General features: G+C 48.1%; 14 protein-coding genes. 11 read left to right on the top strand and 3 right to left on the bottom strand.

Translation table 11 applies throughout. From position 1 onward, the window contains the following. Positions 1-314: 314 nt before the first annotated feature. Genes WG89_RS23310 through WG89_RS33020 form a run of 3 tightly spaced genes read left to right on the top strand, consistent with a single transcriptional unit; the run spans position 315 to position 3,153 of the window. Complete coding sequence (locus WG89_RS23310) at positions 315-548, top strand: FeoA family protein (RefSeq protein ID WP_062270108.1); 234 nt, start codon at positions 315-317, stop codon at positions 546-548. Beyond that, the gene (gene feoB / locus WG89_RS23305) at positions 545-2,899 is read left to right on the top strand and encodes a Fe(2+) transporter permease subunit FeoB (protein ID WP_062270107.1); all 2,355 of its coding nucleotides are present in this window, start codon (positions 545-547) and stop codon (positions 2,897-2,899) included. Before WG89_RS23310 ends, feoB begins: the two co-directional genes overlap by 4 nt. Then, complete coding sequence (locus tag WG89_RS33020; RefSeq protein ID WP_079254005.1) at positions 2,899-3,153, top strand: FeoC-like transcriptional regulator; 255 nt, start codon at positions 2,899-2,901, stop codon at positions 3,151-3,153. The genes feoB and WG89_RS33020 overlap by 1 nt, the downstream gene beginning before the upstream one ends. Here the strand turns inward: WG89_RS33020 and WG89_RS31335 are convergent. Continuing rightward, the gene (locus WG89_RS31335) at positions 3,065-3,685 is read right to left on the bottom strand and encodes a class I SAM-dependent methyltransferase (RefSeq protein ID WP_062270106.1); all 621 of its coding nucleotides are present in this window, start codon (positions 3,683-3,685) and stop codon (positions 3,065-3,067) included. The two genes, WG89_RS33020 and WG89_RS31335, sit on opposite strands and share 89 nt — an antisense overlap. 225 nt (positions 3,686-3,910) lie before the next feature. Between WG89_RS31335 and WG89_RS23295 the strand changes: the two genes are divergently transcribed. Both WG89_RS23295 and WG89_RS23290 read left to right on the top strand, forming a co-directional pair. Continuing rightward, the gene (locus WG89_RS23295; protein ID WP_062270105.1) at positions 3,911-4,660 is read left to right on the top strand and encodes a hypothetical protein; all 750 of its coding nucleotides are present in this window, start codon (positions 3,911-3,913) and stop codon (positions 4,658-4,660) included. A 68-nt stretch (positions 4,661-4,728) separates the two neighbouring features. Then, on the top strand, positions 4,729-5,127 hold the full coding sequence (locus WG89_RS23290) for a MazG nucleotide pyrophosphohydrolase domain-containing protein (RefSeq protein ID WP_062270109.1): 399 nt from the start codon (positions 4,729-4,731) through the stop codon (positions 5,125-5,127). Between the two features lie 91 nt (positions 5,128-5,218). On the opposite strand, the gene fabV is transcribed toward WG89_RS23290, so the two are convergent. Beyond that, a complete protein-coding gene (fabV, locus tag WG89_RS23285) occupies positions 5,219-6,421 on the bottom strand; it encodes an enoyl-ACP reductase FabV (RefSeq protein ID WP_062270104.1) in 1,203 nt (400 codons plus the stop codon). A 163-nt stretch (positions 6,422-6,584) separates the two neighbouring features. Then, positions 6,585-7,592, bottom strand: coding sequence for a GlxA family transcriptional regulator (locus WG89_RS23280; RefSeq protein ID WP_153301780.1), 1,008 nt, complete (start codon positions 7,590-7,592; stop codon positions 6,585-6,587). A 127-nt stretch (positions 7,593-7,719) separates the two neighbouring features. Here WG89_RS23280 and WG89_RS23275 point away from each other — a divergent pair, with 127 nt between their 5' ends. The 6 genes from WG89_RS23275 to WG89_RS29635 form a co-directional block, all read left to right on the top strand. Next, positions 7,720-9,561, top strand: a complete 1,842-nt coding sequence (locus WG89_RS23275; RefSeq protein ID WP_062270102.1) for a beta-ketoacyl synthase — start codon at positions 7,720-7,722, stop codon at positions 9,559-9,561. 297 nt (positions 9,562-9,858) lie between these two features. Then, entirely contained in the window at positions 9,859-10,599 is a 741-nt protein-coding gene (locus tag WG89_RS23270; RefSeq protein WP_062270101.1) for a hypothetical protein, read from the top strand. A gap of 226 nt (positions 10,600-10,825) precedes the next feature. Continuing rightward, on the top strand, positions 10,826-12,223 hold the full coding sequence (locus WG89_RS23265) for a hypothetical protein (RefSeq protein ID WP_062270100.1): 1,398 nt from the start codon (positions 10,826-10,828) through the stop codon (positions 12,221-12,223). 55 nt (positions 12,224-12,278) lie between these two features. Continuing rightward, positions 12,279-12,980, top strand: coding sequence for a Sir2 family NAD+-dependent deacetylase (gene cobB, locus WG89_RS23260; protein WP_062270099.1), 702 nt, complete (start codon positions 12,279-12,281; stop codon positions 12,978-12,980). A gap of 54 nt (positions 12,981-13,034) precedes the next feature. Next, positions 13,035-14,369, top strand: coding sequence for a purine-cytosine permease family protein (locus tag WG89_RS23255; protein WP_062270098.1), 1,335 nt, complete (start codon positions 13,035-13,037; stop codon positions 14,367-14,369). Positions 14,370-14,610: 241 nt separating this feature from the next. Beyond that, positions 14,611-14,771 (top strand): transposase (locus WG89_RS29635; RefSeq protein WP_172806784.1); only part of this gene is annotated, 161 nt, incomplete at its 3' end.

Raw genomic sequence — 14,771 nt, 5'->3', positions numbered from 1 at the left:
ATATGAATGAAATATGAATGAAATATGAATGAAATATGAATGAAATATGAATGAAATATGAATGAAATATGAATGAAATATGAATGAAATATGAATGAAATATGAATGATTCGGTAATTACTATGTTAATTAGTTGATTTGTGAATTGAAACTATTCTCATTTACGCCTAATCTTTGCCTGTTTTTAGAACTTGAGATGAAGTCATCAAAATAGGATCTCAGGTTAGTCTTTTCACGCTGCATCACCAGATGTATCAGGAAGCACTCCTCGTCGAAGCATAGATGAAGTTCGTAATTGAGTGCGGGAGATTGGGATGACGGTCACTTTGGGGGATCTCCAGGCTGGGGAGAAGGCAAAGGTTACGGCATTCAAGGAAGCAGGCTCGGCTTATCGCCGCAAGCTTCTGGCCATGGGTCTGACACCCGGTACAAGTTTTACAGTCTGCAGGGTAGCGCCTCTGGGTGACCCCATTCAACTCCAGGTTCGCGGTTTTCAGCTCAGTGTCAGACGTCACGAGGCAGCAGCAGTCGAGGTTACCCGTCTATGAAGCAACATGTATTTGCCATTGTCGGTAACCCCAATTGCGGAAAAACCACCGTATTCAACACCCTGACAGGTGCCCGGCAGCACGTTGGCAACTGGCCAGGCGTTACTGTTGAGAAGCGCAGTGGTCGCTATCAGCATCAGAATCTTGCCATTGAAGTCGTTGACCTGCCCGGTACCTATTGTCTTGATGTAGTGGACGATCAGGTCTCCATGGATGAGCGAATCGCCCGGGATTTTATTCTTGCCCGTGAAGCTCAGATGGTAGTGAATGTGGTTGACGCTTCTAATATTGAGCGAAACCTCTATCTGACAACCCAGTTACTGGATATGGGACTGCCGGTCATTGTTGTTCTTAACATGATGGATGTGGCCAGTGACAAGGGTATGAAAATTGATGCCGACAAGCTGTCTCGTGAGCTCGGTTGCCCTGTCCATTCAATGGTTGCCTCAAAGGATAAAGGCACTCGTCAACTCAAAGACCTGATTAACCAGTGCTTTATTCACGGTATTGAGCCAGCCAGGCCTCAACCCCTGGGTCTCCAGTTGGAAGATGCAGTACTGACATTGAAGCCTGAAGTCAGTAAAGAAATTGATGATGAATCCGCTGCACGCTGGGTCTCACTTAAGCTTCTGGAAGGTGAAGCTGACTTTCAGGATGAAGTTTCACTGCAGGTGATCGATCAAGCTGCAGTAGCCCGCTCTCAGCTAGAGGTGGTTTATGATGCGGATATGGATATTATTGTTGCCAACAGTCGTTATGAAACCATTGGCAAGATCATCAAAGAGGTTGTAAAAGAAGCAGGCAGTGTCAGTCACGGGTTGTCTGAACGTATTGATAATATTGTCCTGAATCGTCTTCTGGGTCTGCCCATCTTCTTCGGGGTCATGTATCTGATGTTCATGTTTTCTGTGAACATAGGCAGTGCCTTCATTGATTTCTTTGATATTTTATCCGGAACCTTGTTTGTTGATGGTGTCAGCCATCTTCTGGAGCAGGTCGGTGCACCTGGTTGGATGATTGCTCTGCTGGCGAATGGTGTGGGTGGTGGTATCCAGACCGTATCAACATTCATTCCTGTCATTGCCTTCCTGTTCCTGTTTCTATCGGTTCTGGAAGACTCTGGCTATATGGCAAGGGCAGCGTTCGTAATGGACAGAGCCATGCGCTTTCTGGGGTTGCCCGGTAAGGCCTTTGTACCCATGCTGGTAGGGTTTGGATGTAACGTGCCAGCCATTATGGCAACCCGGACCCTTGAGAATCAGCAAGACAGAATGCTGACTATAGCTATGGCTCCCTTCATGTCCTGCGGTGCACGTTTGCCTGTGTATGCACTTTTTGCTGCCGCATTCTTCCCTGGATCGGGTCAGAACGTTGTCTTCACGCTTTACATAACCGGCATTCTTGCCGCTGTTCTGACCGGTTTGATGCTCAAGCGCTGCCTGTTCAGTGGTGAAGTAACGCCCTTTGTTATGGAGTTGCCAAACTACCACATGCCTTCAGCAAAACATGTCTTGCTGAGAACCTGGGATCGACTGAAAGCATTCCTGTTCCGGGCAGGTAAGGCGATTGTGGTGGTGGTTGTCATTCTGAATACTTTGAATTCACTGGGTACCGACGGCTCTATTGGGCATGAAGATACCCGTGAGTCCGTGCTCAGCAAAATAGGTCAGACCATTACACCGGCCTTTGCACCCATGGGCATGACTGAAGATAACTGGCCCGCAGCCGTTGGCCTGTTCACAGGCATTCTGGCTAAAGAAGCGGTAGTGGGTACGCTGAACTCCATGTATACCTCCATAGCGGAAGAAGAGAATGGCACCGTAACTAAGGAACATGATTTCGATTTCATGGCGGGCTTCAACGAAGCCTTGGCGACCATTCCTGCCAATCTTGCAGAAATTGCCTCTTCAGTGACGGACCCTCTGGGATTGAGTGTGGGTGACCTCAGCAATCTGGAAGAAGTGGCACAGGATCAGGAAGTGGAAGTGACCACCTTCGGTGTGATGCAGAGACTCTTTACCAGTGAAGCTGCCGTCATTGCTTATCTGCTGATGATACTTCTCTATACACCCTGTGTAGCTGCACTGGGTGCTATCTATAGGGAGTCAGGTATGCGCTGGACATTGTTTGTAGCGGGTTGGACGTTCTTTCTGGGTTACTCCGTTGCCACAGTTTACTACCAGGTTTCCCAGATCAGCATTCAACCGGTGACAGCATTCAGCTGGTTGTCGACTATCACGTTCTCCATGGTGTTGATGTTTATGTTCCTGAGGCGTGCAGGGCAAAAAATGGTACTGACACCTGCCGAGTTGCCAGCGGAAAATCAACAAAGATCAACGGGGTGTCACTGATGCTGTTGGCAATCAGAGATTATCTCAGGGAAAGGGGGATGTGCACCCTGTTAGAGATCAGTCAGCACTTTAAAGTAGGACCTGAAGCCATGCAGGGTATGCTTCAGCACTGGGTTCGAAAAGGGCTGTTGACTGAAGAACAGTCCGGTTGTCAGCAGGGGTGTGTCAGTTGTGCTCCTGAACAGTTGGTTGTTTATCGCTGGTTGCAAACGGAGCAGGGGACTTTGATCCCTCTCTGTGAGAAGGCAAGTTGACGCGGTAAAGATAAATCGGACTTTTGTAGAGATCGTTCGCCTTCAAGATGCATTCAGGCTGCCAGCCGGGTAGCCTGAATGTATGACTGAGCACAATGCACTCATCCCTTAGATACTTCTTAAATGCTTCCGAAAGCTTCTCCATTCCTCCCGGATAGACATAACAGACTATCAGTCCGGCATTCTTCCATTCGCTCTTGTGAAAATCCTCTAAATAAATACTGACATTCTTAAGATGAAGGCAACGAATCTTTGAGATCCAGAAGGGGATAGGGGATCTCTCGATACCTACGATGGTCTTCTCTGGATATTTACTGGATAGCAGTATCAGTAATCCTCCGAATCCGCTTCCAGCTTCAAAGATGGTGCCATCGACTTTGTCTGGCAGTAATGCCTCAAGGGACTGCTTTATTTTGCTTGTAGAGGGAGTGGGTGTAATACCAAGACGAACACTCCAAAAAACAATGGAAGCAGTGATTAAAAAGCCTACGACCAGTGTGATCACTGAAAGTATTGTTTCTGTTTCTTCCATGATCCGGTATTACAACTTTACTTGAGTGATTCTTCATATTGCTATGAATCGATCATAGGCTGCAACTTAACTGGACAGTTGCCCTGAATCGACTAGGTTTCAGCTGAATAAGCTGTAATGTGCTTATCTTTGATGATCAGGTTGCCTGAGTGCTTCTGGCTACTGAACTTTTCTTTTCCTGAATAATGAGGGCCTTGAATCAAAAGGCTTAAGGAAAGAAGTACGATGAAAAAACTGGCTATGACCGTTGCCTTTGCCACGGTCTTGTTGATGATGCAGGTAGTAGCTGAGGAAGCTGAATTGACACCGAAAAATGTTGATGAGGGCTTTAATCAGTTGCAGTCCGTTTTGGGGCGGTCTGATCCCTCCCAAGCCAGGCAGTTTCGAATCGTTATTGATAAAGAGTTCAAAAACAAACCGTTAGAAGATCAACCTGAAGTATTGATTGTCTCCCGGGGAGACGTTTTGGTGGGTAATCCCTATCGAATGGGCCAAGCTATAGCTTTTGATATGATCGAGGCTGTTCGACTCACCATTTACGAAGTGCAACAGAATGAACGCAGAAAAAAGAAGTTCAGAGAAAATCGCTACATGGCCATTCGCTACGTTATGCGTCAGGATGACAATCACCAGTGGAAGTTTGAAAGCAGTGTTGTATCACACAGTGATCCCCGCATAGTGGAATCCCATTTCCTCAAGGGCAGTGTTAAGTGGATCAAGAATGGTTTTGAACTGGATGGCTTTACCGAAAGCACCACGTACACCTCAGAAGGGAAGAACCTCCCCGTAGCCGTTTATGCCAAGCTCAATTTCCTCAGGGCAGGTGATGAACTGTATATCGATGATCAGTGGCAAGACTACGCATTAGGCAAAGGGCCTGATGGTAAGACCTTACCTTACCCGGATTTCAGCCAACCTATTGGCCGTTCAGACTCCTGGTACAGCCGAATCGTATCAGAACATATAGCTCGATAATTTCAAGGCTTATCCATTTTCAGTAGACTGTCGTCTCAAACTAGCCAGTTGGGATGGGACAGTCTGATATGAACTCCGAAGTCATTAAGCAATTGATCGATGTAGTCAGAACCAAAAATGACTATGACAGCGATAACAGCTGGTTTGAGGGCAGTGAGACTTATTTCAGGGAGATAAAGCTTGAGCTTGATGAAGTTGCCGAAGAGCTGGATGCCAATAGACAGTGTTACCTTGAGGATGAACTGGGTGATGTACTCTGGGATTACCTCAACCTCCTTCTTTGTCTTGAGGACGAAGGTAAAATTTCTGCTGAAAAAGTCTTTGAAAGGGCTCTGCAAAAATATTCAGAGCGCATGACCGGTATTCAGCAGGGTACAAGCTGGGCGGAAGTTAAGCAGAAACAAAAGCAGCGGCTGGCACAAGAGCAGGCTGAAATAGAGCAGGGAGAGATCGAGTGTCCGAATTAATTGTTGCTCTGGATATGGATTCTCAGGAAGAAATCAGAGGCGCAGGATAGTAAGAAAAGAGAGGGCCTGATAGCCCTCTCCCTATCAATGATCAGATATCGATCACATCAAAAGGCACCTGCGGATTTACGTCTTCTTCGTAATCCACGCCTTCTACGCCAAAGCCGAACAGCTTCAGGAATTCTTCCTTGTATTCAACGTAGTCTGTCAGTTCCGCCAGGTTTTCATTGGTCAGTGTTGGCCACAGTTCCTGACAGTGAGCCTGAATGTCTTCTCTCAGTTCCCAGTCGTCCAGACGCAGACGGTTGCTCTCATCCACCTCAGGTGCAGAACCATCGGTTTTGTACAGGCGCTCACGGAACATACGGTTAATCTGCTCGATGCAACCTTCATGAACACCTTCTTCGCGCATCTTCTTGAAGACCATGGCGATGTACAGCGGCATTACTGGAATGGCGGAACTGGCCTGAGTGACAACACTCTTCAGAACAGCGATATTGGCGGAACCATGAATCCCTTTAATCTTTTCATCAATGGCGTGGGCAGCACGATCCAGGTCTTTCTTGGCTTCACCCAGAGCACCTTCCCAGTAGATTGGCCAGGTGATTTCAGTACCAATGTAGCTGTAAGCCACGGTCTTGCAGCCTTCAGACAGAACGCCGGCCTCTGACAGGGCTTTCATCCAGAGTTCCCAGTCTTCACCACCCATTACGGTGACAGTCTGTGCCACTTCTTCCTCAGTAGCAGGCTCAACACTGGCTTCAAACAGTACGTCTTTGTTGGTGTCGACAGCGGTAGCCTTGTAGTGTTGGCCCATTGGCTTGAGAACAGAACGAATCACTTCGCCACTGTCGGGCATTTTGCGAACCGGGGAAGCCAGTGAGTAAACAACCATGTCTACCTGACCCAGGTCTTCCTTGATCAGTTCAATGGTTTTGGCTTTGGCTTCGTGACTGAAAGCGTCACCATTCAGGCTTTTTGCATACAGGCCTTCTTCATGAGCCAGCTTTTCGAAAGCGGCAGAATTGTGCCAGCCTGCGGTGCCCGGCTTCTTTTCTGTGGCAGGTTTTTCAAAGAAAACACCAATGGTGGCAGCACCTGAGCCAAAAGCCGAGGTGATACGGGAAGCCAGTCCATAGCCACTGGAAGAGCCAATGACCAGAACCCGCTTGGGTCCATCGGCTATTTCACCCTGAGCCTTGGTATAAGCGATCTGCTCTCTGACATTCTGCTCACACCCAACCGGGTGGGTCGTTGTACAGATAAATCCGCGAATCCTTGGCTTGATAATCATCTTTGGCTCCAGTCAATGATAAGAGACGGCTTTGTGAAGAAGAGTGTTGTCAGTCAACAGCCTTCTGAGCCGTAAAATTCGAGTAGGTGAAGCTTATCCAAAACAGGCAGGGTGGAAAAGGCATGGGCGGTATATATCAGTAGGTATATTGATACGAAATGTATCAAGGGCTTTCCAGGTAGAATAATTTGCCCCGGACGCTGCGTTTAAAGTCACTGGGTGTGAGCTGAAAGTGTTTCTGGAACAGTCGGCTGAAATAGTCAGGGTCTGTGTATCCGGCCTGGTAGGCGACTTCACGAATGGAAAGGTCGGTGTTTTTCAGCAGATCCGAGGCCAGAGTCAGTCTCATGCGCTGGATATAGGTGGTGGGGGAGAACCCTGTGGCTTCCTTAAAGCGTCTGTGCAGTGTCCGCCGAGTCAAACCTGAGGCTTCCACCAGATTTTCCATATCAATGTCTTCGCAATAATGTTGGCGAATCCATTCCTGTAGCCGAATAACCACTTCGTCACTGTGTGCGGTGGTATGATCTTCAGCAAAAAGAATCTGGTCCAGGGGGCGACGTATCTCATGTGAGAATTGTTGTTCCACTTTATGGGCAATCTGTTCACCCATATTCAGGCTGATCAGGTGAACCATCAGATCGGCTACTGAGTTGACGCTCCCGGCGCAATAAATTTTTCCTGAACGGGTAATGAGATGATGGGGTTTGAAGTCTACATCAGGATATTGCTGTTTTAACCGATCCAGAAAGTACCAGTGGGTGGCGGCAGGCTGGTGATTCAGCAGACCGGTCTCAGCCATAAATGTCACACCGGTACCTGCAACACAGAAAGTAGCGCCCTGTTCGTGTTGATATTTCAGCCACTTAACCAGTGCGGTCGATTGTCTGGCCACGGGCAGGGGGTTACGCCAAAGACCAGGAACAATGATCAAATCTCCCGGCCCTGTTTCCTGATAAGTCACCTCAGGGCTCAGGGGGATTCCACCCATACTGGTTACGGTTTTTATAGATTCAGCACAGAAACAGACTTCGATCTTAGGGTGTTTGTGGCTCAGACGGCTGTAGGTAACGCCTGCCTGAATCATCTCCAGGGGCAAGCTGATGCTGGTTGAAAGCATATGATCCATCAACGGGATCAGTACTCTGTTGATAGAAAGTGGGCTTTGCACCGGATGATCAGCCTTTGAAACGGAGTGATGGCGTAATTATCGGGCTGATTGGCGCAAATGTACAGTTGCCTTTGTGTATGTACTATTACACTACCGCCATATCCCTTATATCAATGGAGTTGTTACCTTGAGCAGATTGCCGGTAATTGTCGCGCAGGGGGGCGTTAGCCCGGCGGGACGAAGTTCAGGATTTCATGGCTATAACCGTCTGGTGTTTGATCGTCTTGGCATCGAACAGCAGCAGAAAACACTGACTGCTATTGCCACGCTCAGGGGACTGGATGCCAATACACCGGCTGAAGATATTCTGGCAGGGACACTGATCCGCAAGCTGGAAAACAATCTGTTTGATAACAATGCCCTTTATTATCATCACCCGTTAAAAGCGGCTGAAGGTTCAGAACTTATTCTGCCAAAGCGACGGCTACCTGCACCCTTGCCTGAAGGCTGGCAGGTGGAAGAACTGGCGGATGGTCGTAATGTCAAAGTCCGCTTTTCGGGTCTTCAATCTTTGATGCTTCCAGCTACCCGCGCGGGTGCTGTGAACGCTGCCGGTCAGTTACCCAGTGGTTTTGACCCGGCCGACCTGTATCAATCCAGAAACCATCCTAGATCACTGGCTATGACCGTTTTTGGAGCTTCCGATGCTCTTCAGTCTTCCGGTCTGGATTGGCTGCTGATGAAAGAAAAACTCTCGCCAGATCAGATTGCGGTGTATTCCGGCAGTGCCATGAGTCAGCTGGATTACAACGGCTACGGAGGCATGCTGAAAGCGCGCCTGATGGGCAAAAGAGTGACTTCCAAGCAATGCCCACTGGGCTTTGCTGAAATGTCTGCAGACTTTATTAATGCTTATATTCTGGGTTCCCTGGGTAATACCGGTACTTCCATGGGTGCCTGCGCCACGCTGCTTTATAACCTGCAGCTGGCTGTGAATGACATCCGCTCAGGCAAGCGCCGGGTGGTCATCGTCGGTAACAGTGAAGCGCCAGTAACGCCAGAGATAATGGATGGTTACAGCACAATGGGTGCCCTGGCTACTGATGATGCCCTGAGAAAACTGGATGGTTTGCCTTCAGATTCCAACCCTGACTGGCGCAAAGCTTGTCGTCCATTCGCCGAGAATGCCGGATTTACGATTTCCGAATCTTCCCAGTACTTTATCCTGATGGATGACGAGTTAGCCCTGGAGTCCGGTGCTGAAATTCTGGGGGCTGTTGCAGATGTATTTGTGAATGCTGACGGCTATAAAAAGTCGATTTCTGCACCCGGAGCCGGTAATTACCTGACAGTGGCCAGAGCCGCTGCTCTGGGTCGTGCCATGTTGGGTGAAGATGCCCTGAGAAACCGCAGTTTTGTCCAGGCTCATGGTACAGGCACACCTCAGAATCGTGTCACAGAATCCCATATCCTCAATGAAACAGCCCGTACATTTGGTATGGAGAATTGGACGGTTTCTGCCGTTAAGAGTTACCTCGGTCATTCCATTGGAGTCGCGGCAGGTGATCAGCTGATGTCGACTCTGGGTGTCTGGCAGAAAGGTTTGATTCCTGGTATCAAAACCATCCCGGGGATTGCTGAAGATGTCCATCATTCCCACTTGGATATCAGCATGGACCACAAAGAAGTGGATCCTGCGCAAATGGCCATGTCTCTGATCAATGCCAAAGGTTTTGGTGGTAATAACGCCACTGCACTGGTGCTGAGTCCGGATGTCACCCGTCAGATGCTGCAAGCCAAACACGGTGAACAGAGCCTGGCTTCCTGGCAGCAGGGTTATGAAAACACTGCACGTCGACAGGAAGATTATGAAAGTGCCCAGCTTTCAGGCAAGGCTGAACCTATTTACCAATTTGGTGAAGGGGTTCTGGGCGATGATGATCTGGAATACACCGATCAGTCCATTAAGGTTCCGGGCTTTGGACGTCCCGTTGATCTGGATGTAGATAACCCTTTCTGGTCGTTCTGACTTATTGACAGGGCTGGAGATTCTCCAGCCCTTCCTTCTGTCATCTTCAACTATTGAACGACAAACCTCCAACACCAATTCAAAACATTCTTGCCTGGGCAGTCATCATTTCAATGGGACTTCTTATTCTCAATCTATCCATGTAGTCAGTGTTCCAGAGTCTAATATAAGCTCACATTTTATATTGTGAGATGAGTTTCCTTGCTACTTCGATCCTTTTTCCTGTTAGCCTTACTGTGCTTCTCATGGTGGATTGCAAATGGAAGTGCAGCGGGCCTATGCGACTGTGGTCAGCGAATGGTGGTCATTAATGGTGGGGAGCACTGTCCTGAATGTGAGCCGGAGGAATTTGCTCATGTGGCCGTAGCGGATTCAGTTTTTACGCCGCCCAGAGTGCAGTCTCCAAATATGTCCGAACTCAACTACGTGCCCTGTACAAATCCATACTATCAAAACATCCACGGGTTACTTTCTGAGAATATCCTGGCTGTAGGTAGCTTCTCTGATATAGAGGCTAAGGCATCAAGGTTGCAGGCAGTTGAGCAATATGAGCTGAGCATGGCGTTGGATTATATCTGCAAGGGTATGAAAATATTGTTACTGGCACTGCAGGCAGGATTTACAAGGACAGATAGAGAATGGTCTCATGCAGGCACATTACAAAAATGGATTAATCAGAATGTAGACAAGCTTCAGTTTATTGAAGGTTTCCAACTGAGTACTGAAGGGGATGAAGCCCTGGCGTATCAGTTTTCTCTCACGGCAAGTCCCCATCAGGAGACTTTCGAAGCCAGCAATCAAGCAATGCGTAGGGAAACGTATGGGAGCGTTGGTCATATCGTTTATACCGATAGTGAGGGTTCAGTAGTGGGGGTGGTAACCTTTGGTTTATACAATCATATGGTGTACCTGTATTTTAATGGCTCAGTATTGCAAATTCAGAGGAACCAATTTCTGGCAGCTTTGATAGAAATGTTGAAAACCCAGGGTACTCAGTCCAGAGACGGTGCTCGACTCCACTTCTTTATGCGTCGTTAAGCCCTCTATCAAAGCTTTTCAAAGGACAGCCAATGGATTTGTCTTCAAGAGAAATATGTTAACTATGTAAAGTTATTCTGTATGCATTGGGGGGCAGTTGATTTGTGGTCTATTTTGCGGGCATGCTCTTCAATAGTTTTACACTGTTATCAGGACTGATCTAAGAGTGAAACAAGCCGGATAATCTTAATCAGTCCCCCTTTCTCATTACAGGGAGAAAGTCTTAATGAGAGCCAGATCCAATCTGACCGGAATATTGAGCAGCGCCATAGTGCTCAGTGCCTTGACTGCCCAGACTGTTATCGCAGATGAACAGGTAGGAAGAGTGGAGGTCAGCCACGCGGAGAAGACCAGTTTAACCCTTTACCCGGACAGGACGCTGGTCAGACAGCAGTTCAAGGTTATTCCCGGAGCTGAAGGCACACTTATCGTTGAAGGTATGGCCCATGACTGGGAAGATGACAGTCTGGAGCTGGAATACACCAGGAAGAATCAGGGCATTGTGCCTGACAGTCTGACCTGGCAAAGAGGCGGGCTTGACCGTGACCGACTCTACCGCAGGCTGGTAGGCAAGTCTGTTGAACTCATGGGCGGAGGTCTCAATGTACCTGTTCAGGGGGTGATGCTCTCTTATGACAGTGGTATGGGGCTGGTTCAGGGCACTAATGGCCGACAGTATCTGGTGGACTGGAATGACCCGGAAGGGATTCGACTGGCAGCCAGGGAATCGGTCTTTCTGGAAAAAGACTATCAAACGCGATTAATGGCCCGTTTCCCGGATCTTGAAGGCACGGATCAATTACGCCTCTCTTACATCACACCTTCCATACATTATTCCAGCCACTACCGTATGACCCTGGCTGAAGATAATAAAGCCCGGATTGAGTTAACGGCATTGTTGAATAACAACACAGAGACTGATTACAGCAAGGCAGACATCCGGCTGGTGGCTGGTGACATGGGGCGTCCCAATGCTGGCTATTCCCGTAAAATGGTCATGATGGAGGCCGCTGCCGCTGATATGGCTAATCAGGGCTCTCAGCGAGTGGGTGAGGTCATGGTGACACCGCTTCCCAAAGAGACTACCCGCTTAACACCTTTCTCATGGCAGCAGATTACTTTGTACAAAGAAGATCAGCTGGCTCTGGATAAATATTACCAGCTGGACGTTTATGGACGTTCATATTCCGGTCGGGGGAATGACCTGGAACGCCCCAGATTGAATTATCGCTTCAAAGCAGACAGAGACTTACCTGCTGGTGAAGTGAAAATCCTTGAGCAGACAAAAGATGGCAGTGTCATTATCAGTGCTAATGCGGTGGTGCCACAGACAACCAAAGGGGATTATGCCCGGTTGGCGATGGGAGAAGCTCTGGCGGTTCGTGTTGAACGTAAAAGACTCGACAATCAGCAGCGGGATAAGGAGTTAAGCAGCCGTTGGCAGGCAACAGTTTTTAATGACAGGGATGAAGAAATTACCTTTTACCTGTCTGACCGTGATCGGTCATTGCTAAAGATTCAGGATCTCAAGGGTGGATCAGTTGAGCAGTCTGACACCATAAAGGTCACCGTACCAGCGAACAGTAAAAAAGACATCAGTTACACAACGGTTTACGGTAAATAACCTCTTCACCTGTGGCAGAATAACGAGAAAGGTTTTCTGCCGCAGGTAGGTTTAAATGTCTGAATATCAATCCATAGTGGTGTTAACCGGTGCCGGAATCTCTGCAGAATCCGGTATTCGCACCTTCAGAGCCAGTGACGGCCTCTGGGAAAATCATCCGGTAGAAGAAGTGGCCACTCCTGAGGGTTATCACCGAAATCCGGCACTGGTCCAGAATTTCTACAATGCCCGTCGTCAGCAATTATCCGAAGTGACATTCAATCGAGCGCATCAGGCGTTGGCGGATTTTGAAAAATCTTTTGACGGAGACTTTCTGCTGGTTACCCAGAATGTTGATGACCTCCATGCCCGGGCAGGCAGCCAGAATCTGATTCATATGCACGGAGAGCTGTATAAAGCCCGTTGTCAGGACACTGAGCAGGTGTTTTCCTGGCAAGAGGATCTGACCACCGCCACACCATGCCCCTGTTGTCAGCAACCTGGAAATCTCAGACCCCATATCGTCTGGTTTGGAGAAATGCCTCTGGAGATGGAACGAATCTATGATGCTCTGTCTCAATGTGACCTGTTTGTATCCATCGGAACCTCTGGCAATGTTTATCCTGCCGCTGGTTTTTTTGCAGAAGCAAGTGCCGCTGGAGCTGAAACCGTTGAGCTAAATCTTGAACCCGGTTCCAATGCTTCTCAGTTTGATCGCAGCATGAATGGGCACGCTACAGAGCTGGTACCAGAGTTTTTTCAGTCGATTTCCGGATAAAAAACCGTTTTGAGTAGTCTATCTTTGCTGTTTCAATGAGATAGATGGTTCAACGTGAGTGTACAAGAAAGATCCTGCTGGCTTCCGGAGTTTTATGGAACAGAGCCCGTCCCTGGCCATTTAAAAACCTCGGGAGCTAAAGAAAGCTTCCTGATCATGATCAATTATCTGATCAATCCCGGCACGATATTTTCTGCTGCAATGGGAGTGGCGGGTGGTTTGTCTTTTTTAACGGTTGTACTGGTCCAACTGTCTGCTGTTTTGCTCAGTATGCTGGCTTTTCTGGTCATGGGCAGGATTGGTGTCGATTATGGCCTGACGGGGCAAATGGCCTGCCGGGCAGCACTGGGAGTCAGAGGAGGGCGGTGGCTGACTTCACCTTTGCGTGCCATCTGTTCTATCTATTGGTTTGCCTTTCAAACGCTCGCTGGCAGCATGGCCATTGCGGCCATTCTGGAGGAGTGTCTTGGGATAAAACTGACGCTCGTACAGGTCTCATTACCCTTTGCTTTTCTACAGGTTCTAGTCGCCTCGTATGGCTATCACTGGTTGAAAAATCTGTTTAAGTGGGCTCTTCCACTCAAGCTGATCAGCCTGTGCTTCATCATCATTATGCTCTGGTTAAACGCAGGGGCTGGCTCAGTCTCATTTGCCGTGGATGGCCACAGTAAAGCTTTACTGATAATGGTTTGGTTTAACGGCATTTTTGCCGGCATGCTGACCATGATCACTGATGCTGCTGACTTTACCCGCTATCAAAAGAATAAAAGGTCGCTTTGGTTAGGTGCCATGACCGGAGCTGGCTTGGGTGTATTTCTGGGGGCAGCTACCGGAGCATTTGCTATGACTCTGGTAGGGGGGGAGGGTGACAGGCTGTTCAATGGCATCCTGGAAATTGTCCCTGGCATTTATATGGCGCTTGCCATCCTGGTGTTGATCGTGATGGATAACTGGACCATCAATGTGATCAATCTATACAGTGGTGGGCTGTCGCTCAGTCATACCCTTGAATCACTGGGGCGTTTACGATCGACATTGCTTGTCAGCATTCCATCCGTGGTTTTATCGTGTTTCCCGATTATTATTCATCACTTTCTCGAGATTGCTACGACACTGGGCATGATCTTTTCAGCCATAGCCGGTGTTTTGCTGGTGGATTACTGGTCCAGGGGCTGGTACCTGAATGTCGAAGCACTTTATCAAAAGCAGGGTATTTACTGGTACCGCCAGGGTTTCAGAATCGGTTCAATCATGATTGTGATACTTGCAACAGCGCTTGGGTATTCTTTGCCAGAAGGTTGGCCTCCGCCACTGATTGCCATGTTGGTTGCAGGTGTCTTTTACTACTCATTGGGAAGAATAGACAATCAGAGCAAGAAGAGATTATAGAAATAAGGTTGCTGGTTTCTTATTCAGTACTAGCTAAATTCAAAATGACTATGTTTGAACCTGCGACGCATATTTCTGAGTTTAATATCCCGGGGTTGTTTTCAAGAGTGATCAAAACGTAGCCATGTATATCGTCAACCTGATAGCTTTGTACATTTAATCTCTACGGGTCATATTCCCCGCAGCTTGCTGCGTTTCTGCGGCATTAGCCGCAGCATGAACTTGTGACTACATTTTGTGGATGGCTAAAAGTAGGTTCATCCACAAATCCCACAATGTCACTGTTCTTATGTATCACTTGGTCTGTCCAGCAAAGTATCGAAGAGTGGTCTTTAGCGATGAAGTAGACAAGACGTTGAAGGAGGTATGCTTGGCTATCTCAGAGCGTTATGAAATTTACTT

The organism is Endozoicomonas arenosclerae (assembly GCF_001562015.1).
Classification (GTDB): Bacteria; Pseudomonadota; Gammaproteobacteria; order Pseudomonadales; family Endozoicomonadaceae; genus Endozoicomonas_A; species Endozoicomonas_A arenosclerae.
Note: the sequence above shows the minus strand (reverse complement) of the source record. Positions and strands in the feature narration are given on the sequence as shown.